Consider the following 15,023-nt stretch of genomic DNA (forward strand, 5'->3'; position numbering starts at 1 on the left):
AGGATGGGCCAATCTCCGGTGAGGCAGTCGAATGCTAGTCTGCTGTTTCAGCGAAACAACAGCGCGGGCGCTTAATCCAGGGACCTCGGCGCGGTTGCCTTCCAACGCGCTGGCAGCACAGATAAAGGAGAGTTCGGCAACGCTGAAATTATCGAGAGGTTTGGGAAGACTCCAGACGATCTTTCCGCTCTGTAGGGCGAGCAAACGTTTCAGGCCCGAGGCGCTCGAGGGCGTCGCAGGAGCCACACGTGAGCTGGCGTCATTAGCAAAACCGGTGATGGAGATCTGCCACTTGTGACGGACGCCCATCGATATGCGGTTTATTCTACTGATGATCTTGGGCCGACGGCCAACTTAGATAAATCTTCTTTCACCGAACTGGCGCCTAGATGGACATTGGTCGGGCTTTGTCGTGCTCCTGCCGTCAGCGCGCGACGACTGGTCGGTGTCCCGCAAACTTCCGTGCGGAAACCAATGCCAGCACGGTCAACGACTAGCATGCGCGCTTAGGCTGCAGAGTGCTTTTGGATATCGGAAACAGGACCCGGGGCCGGCGGGCCGGCGATATCTGCAGGAGACGCCCCGATGGTGTCCGGCGACACCGCAGGAACGAGCGCGGCGAGATTCATCCTATCCGCTCCGTGAGCGCCGACTGCCTCGGGCGAGACCGTCCCTGTTGCGGCAGTCGCCGTTATTTGCGCGACCGTGCCGCCGCTGGATTGGTGCGCCTTCGGCCGCCTAAACATGTAGACCACGGTCCCGAGCAGAGCGACGATCACGGCTGTCAGAAGCATCACCAAGCCGTTGCCATCACGCGGAGCTGATGGCGTTGAGGCTGGCGTCGCTGCGTTGGTCGGAGCTGACGGACGTAGGTCGATCGGGGAGCCGACCACCCGCACGGTCGCAGGCGTATCCGGTTGCGGAGCTGCGGACGGAGCAGCCTCTATAGGGGGCGTCGGCGCAGCGGGAGCGGCTGGTGGTTTGGGGACGGCTTGTGCCGGTGCGGCGGGCGAAGCTGTGCCGTCCTGCGGGCCCCCAGCGGCTTGTACTGCGACTGTAGTCTGCATCGGGGGCTCGGTGGCGGCAGTAGCGGCGCCAGGCAACCGCGACGCGTCGATCGCGATCATGCGAAGCGCTCCGCGACCCCGTCGACCCCAGCTCGCGGTCCAGACGTAGCCCGGTCCCCCTTCGAGCCGATAGACAGGCAGCCCCGACTGCGCGGATTTCTGCGGATTCCCGATATGGTCGATGAGGAGGCCTGGCCGATCGTCGGCGCCGGCTGCCAGAGACGCCAGGCGATCCGGCTTGACGGGACGCAGAGTCACCGTGCCCCATGACGCGATGACGCCGTTTCGTGCTCCCCCGGTGTCCGACATCGGCAGCAGGGACGCCTTGCCGAACGATGCCGACAACCGGGTGATCTCGTCGTCGGCTTCGTCGTTACCGATATAGACGGGCTCCAGACTCTGACCTACGTAGACGACAGAGCCATCGGCGGCATGCAGCAGCGAAGTTGACACCGAAGTGCGGCGGCGACGCGAGCGCTCCGTTGTCTGACGGCGGCAGGCGGTCAAACCGGGGTATTGCCGGCTCGGTGTACACTCGAAGTCGCGGAGTCGCGAATTTTCGGCGACGACGCTGCCCAGCCGGATGTCATCGACGACATATCCCGGGTCGGCGGGCTCAGCGTCGGCCGAGGCGGCTGGCGTCTGCGGGGAGGCCCCGCGCGCCTGGAACGCGGCGATTGTCGTCAGCTGGATCTGCTTTATGCATTCGGCATCGGCGTCGCACGCGTGGCGCCGTTCCAGGAGCGGCTCCGATATGTTCTTCGCGACCCGAGATCCTCTGCGGGTCAGTACTTCTTGGTACGCCTGTACGACCGCGCGGTCGAGCCGCGCGAGCTCGGGATTATCGCAAATGACCTTCTCGTCAGGATAGGTCGCCGCACGGCACTCGAAGCTGGGCGTCGCCAAGTCGGCATTCGGGGGCACCTTGGCGCCACAGTCGCGGACGATGCGCGCAAGGCGAGAGTCCGAGGGCCCCACGCCGCGATCTATCAGGGCGTTGACAGACCGGTGGGCGCGACGGAGGCGGCCGTCGACGCACAGCAGGACCTTCGGCGACATCCGCTCCCATTCGGCCTGGACCGTTTGTCGCCCCGATTGGTCTGAGTTCTGCGCCATCGCGCTGCCCAAGCTTGCCAGACCGACAAGGCAAGCTAAAAGAAGCTTGACAGTGGAAGAGGTCATCGGCGCTCCGTGGACGCCGTAATGCATTGGGCGGCGAATTGGTAGAACGCGTGGGTTTGCCTTTGGGTTCCAGAACTATCATCCCGCCTTCGCGCAGCTCCCGTTGGCCCGCAGGTCTTTTCGCGGCCTTCTTAACGGGGCGCCTGTACGGCGTGCGAGACGGCTACCATGGCAAGCGGACGGCCAATGGCGAACGGTTCAACACCTGCGCCCTGACGGCGGCGCACCGCACCAGGCGCTTCGGCCGCCACGTCACGGTAACGAACAAGAACAAGGCCAACGGGCGGTCGGCGCGCGTGCGGATCACGGATCGCGGGCCGTTCATCAAGGGACGTTGCATTGATCTGTCTGGGGCAGCGGCCAACGCAATCGTCACGGGCGTCACGGCGCGCGTCACGGTCCAATGACACCCTGGCTGTGCGTGGCCGCAGCTGGTGCCCTTGCCGTCGGAATCTGGGCGCTTAGAGGCGTGCCCTCCACGTGACCATACGATGAAGGGCCGCGCGGTGTATTGCCCGGGGCGGCTTTTCGCCGGTCCTAGAACGCAAACGTGAACTGATGAGGTTGGCAGGCTAGTTGGCCCGCGGAACTCTTACTGGGGAACCGCATTATTTGGGCTGAAAAACTGGAGGTGTGTCATGTCTACAAGACGAGACGATGCCCTTAACAACCAGTCCGAAAAAGGCCGCACCGAAAAGTCCGGAGGGAAATCGGAAGTCTCCGGCAAAAAGATAAAGGATGAAGTGGATGAGCGCTCCAAGGGGGGGCGGAATTCAGGTCTAAATCCCCCTGATTAATGCCGGAACGATTTTGGACTAGATAGCTTCATATCGGCAGTTGTGGCCTGTCATTCGCCCACCTTGGGAGTGCCAATGCCGACAGTGTTAGTAGTCGAGGACGAAGTCCTCATCCGGGATGTCGTCTGCGACGAGTTGGCGGACGCGGGCTTTGAAGTGATTCAGGTCGGTACAGCTGATGAGGCCATTGCAGTCCTGGAAGCGCGCCAAGACATCCACCTTGTCTTCACCGATATCGACATGCCGGGTTCAATGGACGGTATCAAGCTCGCTGCTGCTGTCCGCGACCGCTGGCCGCCCGTCCACATCATCATAACCACCGGCAAGGCTCGGCCACTGAGCATACCGGCCAATGCGCTGTTTATTCCTAAGCCCTATCTCGGCAAGAACATTGTCAGCGCGATGCGGACCTTCGAAAACATGGGCTAGGTATGCTGCGCGCCGGTGTCGTTTCGATCCCACGGATTGGAGTACGGCACGGGCGTTCTTGTCACTTGCTCGATGACTTCTTCGCATGAAGGACATTCGAACATTCTGATCTCAGCACCTTCTCCCTGAGGAGATCGGCGCATAAGAAGCGTTCGCGTCGAGCACTTCGGGCAGTCAGGGCGTTCAATGTGGTCCGTATTAGGAAGCATGGTTCGCTCTCGCTTGTGGATGGCGGGAGCGGAGTACACTCTCAGCACCGATGGATGCCTAAGGCCGCGCGGTGATGATGAAAGTTTACACCGATTTGGCACTTTAGCGGGGCGCGAAGTTTCTCCAGCACGTCGGAACGTTCGCGCGTCCATTGCGTTTCCTCGACCGCAGAAAGTGTGGAGGGGAGGATGCGCAAGACGAAGTTGTCGTGGACTGATGCGGATAGTGCACGACTTCTCGAGCTAATTCGAAGCGGCGCAAGTGCTGCACGGTGCTCGGTCATCTTTAAACGACGTATTACGGTTGTCCAGAAAGAAGCGCGGCGGTTAGGCTGCGCGTTTCCAGACGTGCGCGCGGTGAAAAAAGCAAGAATCGCCCGCGGCATCGAGGAGGAAAACAGACTGCGGCAAACCTAAGAGGCGGGTGGTTTCGGCACGCGCTCGCGGTGCACCTCGTTGCCCTCATCGTCAATGGCGATGACGCTGCGGTCGGCCTTGATACCCGCAGCACCAACCGTGCGAGCGATAAGCTGGGCGTGGTCTTTTGCTTCTTTGTCGTTCCGCAGGCTTACGCCCACGGGGTCGGGAAGTTTGGTGCCGTCAACAATTGGAAAGTGATATTTGGGCATATGTTCTCCTGCGACGTTAAGTGCGAGGAGGCTTCACAGTTCCTACACAAGCCTGTTGACTCATCGTTCCCGCTTCGTTCTTATGGGTCATCCTTCAGGGATTGGACCATGGGACTCGACCACATCAAGGCCGAGATCGCGCGCATTCGCGTGCAGATCAAGCGGTAGCAGAAAGACATCTCATCTCTCCAGAAGGCCGGCATCAGTACTGCGTCTGCTGTCGCCCTTTTGGAGCGGATGCAGGACAAGGTCGATGGGCTTTGCCAGGAGCGTGACCGGCTGAACGGCGAGGAGCGGTTGAAGGAGCGGACCTATCCCAATGGCAAAGCCATTCGGGGCGTACCAGATCATCGCAGGATGTGATGGACAACCTCCGGCGGTTTCCGGCGCCTTGGGTGGCCGAGGAGGATTAGGGACTGCTTCCGCGTGAAGGACGCCAATGGCTTTATGATTTGCGTCATCCTTCACCGGGAAGACCTTCACGCTCGTAACTACCAATATGCGAACGAGTCCTTGTCACGTGATGAGGCGCGGCGGATTGCTAAGGGTATTTCCCGGTTGCCGGACCTCTTGAAGCGACCGCCTTATTAGGGAACCCCAAGGCAAACGAAGATCGCTCCAGCTCAAGCTTTAGGGGGTGGCTGCGCGGAACGAATCCAATTCGTGCCATTTGAATAGGCATGAGAAACAATCCTGGCCAACTGGTTCACCTCGCTGTCCTCATGGAGGATGCGATTCAGATTGCATGGGATTATCTGGAACGGGCAGGCGAGATCGAGGACGCAGAGTTCTGTTCGCACATTCTGCTCCGCTCGGTTGAAACCATGATCCGGCAGGGGGTGAGGAGCCGCCTTCTGCTCTCAAACAGAGCCATTGCTCAATACATGGAAGCTCTCGAGGCGCGCACGCTTCAAGCGGCCTCGTAGAAGGCCATGACGATGGTGATGGGTGGAAATCAAATATATCTCAGGCGCCAGCAGACGGGCGTTGGATGGCTCGTTGAGAAGTGGCTGGCTTATTGTCAGGCTGAAAAATGTCGCCGGTCGAACCGACGTCCCCAAGAGAAGTAAAGGGCGACGATAATCTAGGACTTGGCGTCCTCGTCATCTTCCTGCTGGTGCTTGGCTTGCCCTTATTGCTCTTGTGATACTTAGAGCCAAGCCACTGACAGCAAAAAAATTGCGGTCGCTATGAGCGCCACAGCCGTCGCCGCCGCAATCGTCGTTGAAAACACGCGCATGCCGTAACGAAGCGGATGCGCACCCGATCATCAAGAGCGTATTGCCAAGGATCAGTTATGCAGAGCAGAATCGGTCAATGATGGACAGATACGCACGACCAAAGGCAAGAGGCGGAACTCGCCGCGGCGCTGGCCGTCCAGCTGGCGGCGGTCGCTACGGTGAGCCTACGGTTACTGTTCGAATCCCTGTGAGCCTGACTGAGAAGGTTTCTGCGTTAGCATCGACCGAAGGCCGTAAGCTTCCCCTCCATCGGAAAAACTGCATGCTTCCTACGAACGATTCGGCAGGGTGGCTTAGCTTGCTAAGTCAGAAGCCGTGATGAGGCGGGCGAGAATTGATCGGCGCGTTTTTCGGGGTGAGGCGATGTGCGGCGCGAAAGAGTGCTTTCCTCGAAATAAAGCGGGTTTTCGATTGGTGATGAGATCGTAGTCCTGTCCCCACAGAACTTTGGCTCAAAAGTGCAGAACTTTGGGTGTCTCACCAAAACTGTAATCCCTTCGGCGCACGCGCTTACGCTGCTCAAGCCGGAATGGAAGATGAAGGCGCGGATTATCCGCCAGCTCTAGAGGTCCGTTCTGCACCCGCCGAGCCGTTCAGGCGGCGGGAGCTGCCCCGTTCCGTACTCTCGCGCAACGCGTCGAGATGCCGTCCAACTTCCTGTCGAGCACGGGCTCGGTCAAGCCGGCGGTCCGCGTCTCGCGGACGACTTCGCTCAGTGCGTCCGGAATCTTTGGTACAAGGCGGCACCGATGATTGCACAGCGATGGCGACCTATCCGGCAATTGGATAATCAAACGTTGCCGCCGACATGTTGCTCCGGGGCGCCGCCGAGCAGACGTTTCCCCGGAAGAACCCAGCGGACGCGTGGTTCGACTTCAAGGGATGCGATCGGCACATGGTAGAGCCGCCCTGCCTTGATCGAGAGTCGCGCTGAAGGCGGTGCCGCCCACTTCGACTTCGCGAAAGACGTGCTTCTTGAGAGCTTTGTTCATGGATGATGCCTCGGAAAGCTTGATCGGACCCCCCTCGGTTTTTTCACGCTCAAAAATCGGCAAAAAATCGAGGCGAAATTCATCAGGAATGCCAACGGGGTGGGAGATCGAGTCGTTCTCAAAACGAAATCGAGTCGTTCTTAAAGCGATAATCGAGTCGTTCTCAAAGTGTCTGCACAGGCTCTAAATCATTGGTGGGCCCGGCAGGACTCGAACCTGCAACCAGACCGTTATGAGCGGTCGGCTCTAACCATTGAGCTACAGGCCCCGCCGGCGTCCAGCGGGCGTGAGAACCGGGGACGGCGGTGCAGGCATTCCTTATATCGGCCGTCGCCTGTGAGCAATGCCGCGTTCCCGGGGTCGGAACTTTGGCCGGGCGGTGGCGTTGGCCCGCGCAATTTCAACGTATGGAGGCGCGGGTGTTTCGCTGGGCTGTTATCTGTCTGATCATTTCCCTGATTGCCGGCGGCCTCGGCCTCACCAACATCTCGGCTTTCGCCAAGAAGCTCTCGATCATCCTCTTTGGGCTGTTCTTCCTTGGCTTCCTGGCTTTGCTGGGCTTTGCCTATCTGGTCGCCGGGGCGGTCAGCAGTTCTGAGCTGCTGCCCGCCATGGTCGCGGTGAGCGTCTAGCTCAGTCGCTCCCGGATCAATCGCCCCTGGCTCAGTCGACCGAGACGCCGGCGAATTCCACCACCTTGCGCCATTTCTCGGTTTCGGCGGCAACCAGTTTGCCGAATTCCTCGGGCGTCATGGGCTTCGGCACGCCGCCGGTCTCGGCGAGGCGTGCGATCAGCTTCGGATCCTTCAGCGCTTCGCCCACAGCCTTGTTGAGGGTGGCAATCACCTCCGGCGGCGTGCCCTTCGGCGCGGAGATGCCGTAGAAGCCGATGGATTCAAAGCCCGGCACGGTCTCGGCAATGGCCGGGACATCCGGCACGATGGGCCAGCGTTGTGGCGACGTAACGCCGAGTGCGCGGACGGTGCCGCCCCGCGACTGTTCGAGCGCCGTGGGCAGGTTGTCGAAGATCAACTGCACCTTGTTGGAGATGATGTCAGGAAAGGCGATCGCCGAGCCGCGATAGGGCACGTGGATCATGTCGCACTTCGTCATCGCCTTGAACAGCTCGGCTGACATATGCACCGAGGTGCCATTGCCCGACGACGCATAGGAGATCTTGCCCGGATTGGCCTTGCAGTAGTCGATGAACTCCTGGACCGTTTTTACGGGCATGCCATTCGACACCACCAGCATATTGGTGAGCTGCATGATGCTGGCGACCGGCACGGTATCGCGGATGAAATCGTAAGGCAGCTTCTTGTAGAGCGAGGCCGAGATTGCGTTGTTCGGTGCGACGAACAGCAACGTATAGCCGTCCGGCGCAGAGGTCACGGCCGCGGCGGCGGCCAGATTGCCGCCCGATCCAGCGCGGTTTTCCACGACGAATTGCTGGCCGAAATGATCCGACAGCCACTGCGCCATGATGCGCGCCACGATATCGACGGGGCCACCGGCAGCGAAGCCGATCAGCCAGCGCACGGGGCGATCCGGATAGCCGGCGGCGGAGGCGGGGAGGGTTGTCGTGGCGAGGCTGGCGAAGCCGACAAGACACAAGACAGCGGCACGCAGAAAAGCGATCATAGTTCCTCCCAGACATGAAAATCGCAGCGCTGATGCGCGACGTCGTTCGATCGGGCTTGCCGCCCGTTACCTCCATGCTTTCATAGAATTCGGATTTTGCCTACAAGCTTGGTCGAACGATGCAGGCTGATCGACGTCGAGGTGCCCCATGAAAATGATGCCGCTTGTTTGCGCAGCATTCCTGACTGTCACGACGGCCATTGCGCAGGAGGGAGCCAAGCCGATGTCGACCACCATGCCTCTTAGCCTGAGTCTCGGCACGGCGACGCCCGGCGGCGGCTTCCCGCTCTATGGCGACGCCTTTGCCGAGGTGATGAACAAGGCCGATCCGTCACTGACGCTGGCGACGCGCAACACCAAAGGCTCGACCGAGAACATCCCGTTGCTCGAGGCCGGTCAGCTCGATCTCGCGCTGGTAGCCGGCGAGCCCGCTTATGAGGCGTTCAAGGGCATCGGCCGGGCGCCGACGAAGCTGAAGATCATCACGGCGCTGTATTCCAACCCCGGCATGTTCGTAGTGCGCGCCGACAGTCCCTACAAAACGATCCGCGATCTCGTCGGCAAGCCGATCGCCTTCGGCGCCAAGGGCTCTGGCCTCGTGTTCCTGTCGCGCTATGTGCTGGACGGGATCGGCCTCGATCAGGACAAGGATTTTCAGGCGGTCTATCTCGACCGCGCCGGCGATGGTCCTGCCATGGTGCAGGATAGCCGCGTCGCCGCGCTGTGGGGCGCGGGACTGGGCTGGCCCGGCTTCAAGGCCATGAGCGAAAGCCCCGGCGGCGCGCGCTTCATTGCGCCCGATGCGGCGGAGATCGCGCAGATCCGCGCCAAACACGCCTTCCTCAAGCCGATGCAGGTCGAAGCGAACAGCTATCCGAACCAGCCGGTGCCGATCGCGTCGGTGGGCTCGTGGAGCTACATCCTCGCGCGCGAAACGCTGCCGGATGAGGTCGCCTATCGTCTCGCGAAGACACTGCACGACGCCGAAGCTACGCTCGGCGCTCGGCTTGCGCAGGCGAAGGAGACGACGGCGTCGAATACAGTGGCGTCAGCGCCTGATGTGGCGCTGATCCATCCCGGGGTGCTGAAGTATTTCAGAGAGATTGGGGTGGTGAAGTAGGGGGCTTTCTTCCCCTCTCCCCCAGCGGAGCAAAGCTCCGCGCCGCGGGAGAGGGTGGATGCGCGCCGAAGGCGCGCAGACGGGAGAGGGCGCCGCAACTCCGCGCTTTGTCGCTATCCCTCTCCCGCCTTCGCTACGCTCAGGCACCCTCTCCCGCGGCGCGCGGCGTTGCCGCGCTGGGGGAGAGGGGAAGGGGAGCGTCGCTTTCCTACTTCTTCCCCAACGCACAAGCCGGGTCCGGCGGTCCAAATGCGTCCTCACCGGAAATCTTCGCGAGGATCTTGTAGTAGTCCCACGGGTACTTGGACTCTTCGGGCGACTTGACCTGCACCAGCATCAGGTCGTGCACCATCAACCCGTCCTCGCGCAGTCTGCCGTTGCGCGCGAAGAAATCCTCGATCGGCTTCTCGCGCATCTTCGCGGCGACCTTCAGCGGCTCGTCGGTGCCGGCTTCCTTGATGGCATTGAGATAGACCATGGTGGAGGAATAGACGCCGGCCTGCCACATGGTGGGCATCCGCTTGGTCTTCTCGAAGAAGCGCTTCGACCAGGCGCGAGTTTTGTCGTCCATGTCCCAGTAGAAGGCGGTGGTCAGCAGCAGACCCTGTGCGGTCTGTAGCCCCAGCGAGTCGATATCGGTGATCAGCGCCAGCAGCGCCGCCATCTGCTGGCCGCCCTTGAACACGCCGAATTCGCCGGCAGTCTTGATCTCGTTGATGTTGTTCGGCGGCCCGCCGGCGATGCCAATGATCTTGGCTTTCGAGGCCTGCGCCTGCAGCACAAAGGACGACAGGTCCGACGCGCCGAATGGCGGACGCACCGAGCCGATCACCTTTCCGCCAGTCTTGGTGACGACGGCAGATGCATCGCGCTCCAGCGCATGGCCGAAGGCAAAATCATCGGTGATGAAGAACCAGCTGTCGCCGCCGCGTTTCACCACTTCCTGTGCGGTGCCGACGGCGAGCGCGCGGGTGTCGAACACCCATTGCATTGTATAGGGCGAACAGAATTTGCCGTGGAAGTCCGCGGCGCCGGTCGAATGGGTGATGAACAGGCGCTTGCGATCGTTGGCGACGTTCTGCACGGCGAGGCCGACGGCTGAGACCGGCACGTCGACGATGAGATCGACCTGATCGACATCGTACCAGCGCCGCGCCAGTGACGCGCCGACATCGGGCTTCAACTGATGATCGCCGATGATGATGCTGATCGGCTTGCCGAGCACGCTGCCGCCGAAATCGTCCACGGCCATTTGCGCAGCGGTCACCGAACCCTGGCCGGATGGCGTCGAGGCCGGACCGTTCATGTCGGTGAGCACGCCGATCTTGACGACGTCGTCGGAAACCTGGGCGTTTGCGGATGTGGCGAGCAGCGCAAGCGCAAAAGCGCCGGCGAGTGAAAGTTGTGTGACGGTCAGTCTTTTCAAGCGCATGAATATTGCCTCCCCGGTGCTTTAGCTGCGTGACGCGTGACATGCACGTCCCAGCTTTGGGCCGATCATGCAGCAGGTGTGAGGGCGCAACAAGTACGATAGCGCATGAAATCCAATGCTTGATATAGCAGGCGAGCAGAGCCCATCACGACGCTTTGACATATTGTAGTTGTATGCTAGTTGCCGCGCGCAGCGGAAATCATCACAATGCGCTCGCCTTTCGATGGGTCGGAATGCAAAGTTGCCGTGCCGGATCGAACGAAGTGCGATCTCAACACGACACATGCCTGCGCCTTGCCAGAGGCGCTTGACCGATAACCCGTCCGGCACGTGTAAGGCTCCATGAGCTGTGGACGGGGAGATCAAGGACCATCGGTAAAGATGCCGACGCGATCATCCCAAAATCCTGAATACCGAAAGGCCGCCTGTGCAAAAGACTGCGTTTTCGTCCAAGGACTTGCCGCTTCATCTCGGCGAGAAGGCCAAGTTTGACTTGTGGCAGGATATTCACGTTGCGGAGATCTGGTCGGTCGAATACGCGGTGTCCGACAAACTCCCTTTCGAAGCTGTGATCGAAGCTACGAGCATCGGGCCGGTGGTGGTCGGCCAGATGGCCGGAACGATCAAGCAGGCGACGCGGAAGGCCCGCAATATCGCAGATGATGGCAACGATAGTTATCTTTTGCTGATCAACAAGGCCGATACCGAGTTGACCGGCGGGCAGGTTGGTCGGGACTATGCTGTCGGCCGGGGAGAAGCGGCTCTCGTCACGGCATCCGAGCCCTTGCAAATGCTTGGCGCCGACGAGAATGTCTGGATGAATGTGGTGATCCCGCGCGAAGTTCTGACGCAAGCATTTCCGCAGATCGATACCAGGCTGGCGCTAAAAATCGGGGCCGACAACGAGGCACTCGCTCTCCTCAAACGTTATTGTCACCTTCTTGAAACCGGCCCGGCCCTCGTGAATCCGGGTCTCATTGCGCATGCGGCAACGACGATCGTCGACCTCATCGGTCTGGCGACGGGTGCGAAGGGCGGGACCGCCGAGCTGGCGGGTCTGCGGGGGCTCCGTGCGGCGAGGCTGCAGGCGGTCCTGGCGAATATTGCAGACAATTACGCCAACCACGGCATTTCGGCGCAAGGCGTTGCGCGGGAGCTCAAGCTGTCGGCGCGTTACGTTCATGATCTCTTGCAGGAGACCGGCATCAGCTTTTCTGAACGCGTGCTCGAATTGCGACTGCAGAAGACCTACAGGATGCTGCAGGACAGGCACAGCAGTGCAATGCGCGTCAGCGAGATCGCCATGATCTGCGGCTTCAACGATATCGCCTATTTCAATCGCTGTTTCCGCCGCCGCTTCGGATGCACGCCGAGCAGTGCGCGATAGTCACTACACGATCACGCAGTTGCACGTGCGCAATGACGATTGGCGCTGTTAACCGATCAAGCGTTGCCTGACGGGCACACCGTTCGGGAAAGCAACGCGTCTCTCTCCAGGACAATTCCTCTGCATTCCAGCCCAAGACAGCGCCTCGCAGCAATGCGACTTCTGGTGCACGGCTACCGGTTCGCAAGAGGGAATATATGTCTCCACGTTCGACGACCAGCGCCATCGGAAGACCCCGGCGATATCTGACACATACAAGTCATCTGGCGCTTGCGATCGGCTGCGCGACGCTCCTGGCTGTTGTTCTGTCGACTGCTGCTCGGGCGAATGATTGGATAGGGACGATATCCACGGACTGGTACACAGCGGGAAATTGGGATCTCAATGCGATCCCGATATCGACGGATCCAGTATTTTTCAACACGACGACTGGGATTCCGTCGCTGATCAACGGCGGAATGGTGACCGTCAACGGCTTGTATATCGGCGTCGGGGATAAGGGCGTGCTGACGGTTGCGAACGGCGCCGTGCTGAACAGCAACCTTGCATATGTGGGCCAGATGGCCGGTTCGAGCGGCGCGGTGACCGTCACCGGTGTGGGGTCGATCTGGAACGCTCAAGGACTGGTCGTTGGCAACGATGGCGTGGGAACGCTGGCAGTCTTGAACGGCGGCGCGGTCAACACCTCCGTCTATGAATTCTCCCTCGCAGATCAGTCTGGCAATGGAACGGCGATCGTCGATGGCGCCGGTTCGAAATTGACCGCCAGCGACTTCGTTGTCGGCAATGGCGGTACGGGCACGTTGACGGTTTCGAACGGCGGTGCAGTGATCGGCACCACATGGATCAGCACGATAGGGCATGATGTGGGCGCCGTCGGCACGGTCACGGTCACGGGCGCCGGATCGACCTTGTCCAATGTAGGCGATCTCTTTATCGGGCAAAACGGCTCAGGCACGCTGACAGTTGCCAATGGCGGCGGTGTTACGGTCGGTGGCAACATCGTTCTCGCCTATCAACCAGGTTCTACCGGTACGTTGAATATCGGCGGCGCGGCTGGCGCTGCTGCGGCGGCGCCCGGTACAGTCAACAGCGCTAATATCGAATTTCGCGCCGGCACGGGTGCGATCAATTTCAACCACACAGGCGTTGGCTATGTTTTCGCACCCGCTATGAGCGGCTTCGGCACGATCAACCAGCTCTCCGGCGAAACGATCCTGACTGCGGATTCGAGTGCCTTTACTGGCGCAACCAGCGTGACTGGTGGCCGACTGGCCGTGAACGGCTCGCTCGCCGGATCAATCGTGACTGTGTCGGGCGGCGGCATCCTCGGCGGCACCGGTACAGTCGGCGGCATCGTCGCCAATAGCGGCGGCATCGTCGGGGCCGGCAATTCGATCGGTACATTGAATGTCAACGGCAATGTCAGTTTTGCAGCGGGATCGATCTATCAGGTGGAGACCAACGCAGCGGGCCAGTCGGACAAAATTGCAGCAACAGGAAGCGCGACGCTGAACGGTGGCACGGTGGTCGCATCCGGCGCCGCGCTGATGGGCACGAAGTACACGATCCTGACGGCAGCCGGCGGCATCAATGGCACTTTCGCCAGCGCCAGCGCCAGCGGAGTGACGGTGACGCCGTTCCTGGCCTACGGCCTGACCTACGATGCGACCAACGTCTATCTTGGCGTCAGCCGCAGCAACGTCACCTTCGCCTCGGTCGGATCGACCCGTAATCAGATCGCGGCTGGTGGAGGAGCAGATAGTCTGCCGGTTGGCAGTCCATTGGTGGGCGCACTGGTGCAGCTCGATGTGGCGCAGGCCCGCGGGGCCTTCGACCAGATCTCTGGCGAGGTGCATGCCTCGGTCAAGGGCGTCATGATCGAGGATAGCCGCTTCCTCCGCGAGGCAGCGATCGATCGGCTGCGCGCTGCGTTTGACGGCGTCGGCGCGGCTGCCGCGCCGGTCACGACCTATGTCAACGGCCGCCCCGTGCTTGCACCAGCCGCCACCGACGGCATTGCGGTTTGGGGCCGCGGCTTCGGCTCCTGGGGGCAGTGGAACGGCGACGGCAATGCTGCAACCGTCAAGCGCGATATCGGCGGCTTCATGGTCGGTGCCGATGCGCCGTTCGTCGATGGATGGCGCGTCGGTGCAATCGGCGGCTACAGCCGATCGAGTTTCCGCGTTGGCGATCGCAATTCCTCCGGCGCCAGCGACAACTACCATGGCGGCCTCTATGGCGGCACGCAGTGGGGCGATCTCGCTTTCCGCTCCGGTCTTGCCTATACGCGGCACGATCTCTCGATCAATCGCTCGGTAGGGTTTCCGGGCGTCGCCGAGTTGCTGAGGAACAACTACAGCGCCGGCACCACGCAGACCTTTGGCGAGTTCGGCTATCGCATCAGGGCAGGGCGGACGCCGCTTGGCCATCTGGCTTTCGAGCCTTTCGCCAATCTCGCTTATGTGAATCTGTCGACCGATGGCTTCACGGAGAAGGGCGGCGCCGCCGCGCTCACCGGTCGGAACGATACCACCGGCGTCACCTTCACCACGCTGGGGCTTCGGGCGTCGACAGGCTTTGATCTCGGCAACGGCATGACCGCGACGGCGCGTGGCATGCTCGGCTGGCGCCACGCCTTCGGCGACGTCACGCCGACCTCGACCATGGCCTTCGCCGGTGGATCGCCGTTCACCGTTGCCGGTGTACCGATCGCCAGGAACGGCGCGGTCGCTGACCTTGGCCTTGACGTCAACGTCACGCCAGACGCCGTGCTCGGTCTCACCTATGGCGGACAGTTTGGCTCCGGTGTCACCGACCAGACCTTGCGAGGCAATTTCGCTGTCAGGTTCTGACGCGATCGCATCATGTCGAGAGGCGGCCTGACGGCCGCTTCT

The 15,023-nt window shown here is 61.1% G+C and carries 12 protein-coding genes and 1 tRNA gene; 8 read left to right on the forward strand and 5 right to left on the reverse strand.

What is annotated here, in order from left to right; all coding sequences use genetic code 11:
• Positions 1-506: 506 nt before the first annotated feature.
• Positions 507-2,249, reverse strand: coding sequence for a hypothetical protein (locus AC1DUY_RS10685; protein WP_478114149.1), 1,743 nt, complete (start codon positions 2,247-2,249; stop codon positions 507-509).
• A 50-nt stretch (positions 2,250-2,299) separates the two neighbouring features.
• Here AC1DUY_RS10685 and AC1DUY_RS10690 point away from each other — a divergent pair, with 50 nt between their 5' ends.
• From AC1DUY_RS10690 to AC1DUY_RS10700, 3 genes are all read left to right on the forward strand, one after another.
• Complete coding sequence (locus AC1DUY_RS10690) at positions 2,300-2,656, forward strand: septal ring lytic transglycosylase RlpA family protein (RefSeq protein WP_478114635.1); 357 nt, start codon at positions 2,300-2,302, stop codon at positions 2,654-2,656.
• A 465-nt stretch (positions 2,657-3,121) separates the two neighbouring features.
• On the forward strand, positions 3,122-3,475 hold the full coding sequence (locus AC1DUY_RS10695) for a response regulator (RefSeq protein WP_478114151.1): 354 nt from the start codon (positions 3,122-3,124) through the stop codon (positions 3,473-3,475).
• Positions 3,476-3,873: 398 nt separating this feature from the next.
• The gene (locus tag AC1DUY_RS10700; protein ID WP_439068333.1) at positions 3,874-4,101 is read left to right on the forward strand and encodes a hypothetical protein; all 228 of its coding nucleotides are present in this window, start codon (positions 3,874-3,876) and stop codon (positions 4,099-4,101) included.
• Here the strand turns inward: AC1DUY_RS10700 and AC1DUY_RS10705 are convergent.
• Positions 4,098-4,313 (reverse strand): DUF6894 family protein, encoded by a 216-nt coding sequence (locus tag AC1DUY_RS10705; protein ID WP_439068334.1) that lies wholly within the window; start codon positions 4,311-4,313, stop codon positions 4,098-4,100. The two genes, AC1DUY_RS10700 and AC1DUY_RS10705, sit on opposite strands and share 4 nt — an antisense overlap.
• Positions 4,314-4,993: 680 nt before the next feature.
• Between AC1DUY_RS10705 and AC1DUY_RS10710 the strand changes: the two genes are divergently transcribed.
• On the forward strand, positions 4,994-5,239 hold the full coding sequence (locus AC1DUY_RS10710) for a hypothetical protein (RefSeq protein ID WP_478114154.1): 246 nt from the start codon (positions 4,994-4,996) through the stop codon (positions 5,237-5,239).
• Between the two features lie 1,499 nt (positions 5,240-6,738).
• Here AC1DUY_RS10710 and AC1DUY_RS10715 read toward each other — a convergent pair.
• Positions 6,739-6,814, reverse strand: a tRNA-Ile gene (locus AC1DUY_RS10715).
• A gap of 151 nt (positions 6,815-6,965) precedes the next feature.
• Between AC1DUY_RS10715 and AC1DUY_RS10720 the strand changes: the two genes are divergently transcribed.
• Positions 6,966-7,178 (forward strand): DUF1328 family protein, encoded by a 213-nt coding sequence (locus AC1DUY_RS10720; RefSeq protein ID WP_068737025.1) that lies wholly within the window; start codon positions 6,966-6,968, stop codon positions 7,176-7,178.
• Positions 7,179-7,209: 31 nt separating this feature from the next.
• On the opposite strand, the gene AC1DUY_RS10725 is transcribed toward AC1DUY_RS10720, so the two are convergent.
• On the reverse strand, positions 7,210-8,187 hold the full coding sequence (locus AC1DUY_RS10725; protein WP_170849793.1) for a Bug family tripartite tricarboxylate transporter substrate binding protein: 978 nt from the start codon (positions 8,185-8,187) through the stop codon (positions 7,210-7,212).
• Between the two features lie 148 nt (positions 8,188-8,335).
• Here AC1DUY_RS10725 and AC1DUY_RS10730 point away from each other — a divergent pair, with 148 nt between their 5' ends.
• Positions 8,336-9,307: a TAXI family TRAP transporter solute-binding subunit gene (locus tag AC1DUY_RS10730; RefSeq protein ID WP_478114157.1), complete on the forward strand. Its 972-nt coding sequence runs from the start codon at positions 8,336-8,338 to the stop codon at positions 9,305-9,307.
• A 208-nt stretch (positions 9,308-9,515) separates the two neighbouring features.
• Here AC1DUY_RS10730 and AC1DUY_RS10735 read toward each other — a convergent pair whose 3' ends face one another.
• Positions 9,516-10,739, reverse strand: a complete 1,224-nt coding sequence (locus AC1DUY_RS10735; RefSeq protein ID WP_478114159.1) for an ABC transporter substrate-binding protein — start codon at positions 10,737-10,739, stop codon at positions 9,516-9,518.
• Positions 10,740-11,166: 427 nt separating this feature from the next.
• Here AC1DUY_RS10735 and AC1DUY_RS10740 point away from each other — a divergent pair, with 427 nt between their 5' ends.
• Both AC1DUY_RS10740 and AC1DUY_RS10745 read left to right on the forward strand, forming a co-directional pair.
• Positions 11,167-12,126 carry an AraC family transcriptional regulator gene (locus AC1DUY_RS10740; protein WP_478114161.1) on the forward strand — a complete coding sequence of 320 codons (960 nt, stop codon included), beginning with the start codon at positions 11,167-11,169 and terminating at the stop codon, positions 12,124-12,126.
• A 458-nt stretch (positions 12,127-12,584) separates the two neighbouring features.
• Entirely contained in the window at positions 12,585-14,981 is a 2,397-nt protein-coding gene (locus AC1DUY_RS10745) for an autotransporter outer membrane beta-barrel domain-containing protein (protein ID WP_478114163.1), read from the forward strand.
• Positions 14,982-15,023: the final 42 nt, after the last annotated feature.

It is taken from the genome of Tardiphaga sp. P4_G1 (assembly GCF_056401215.1).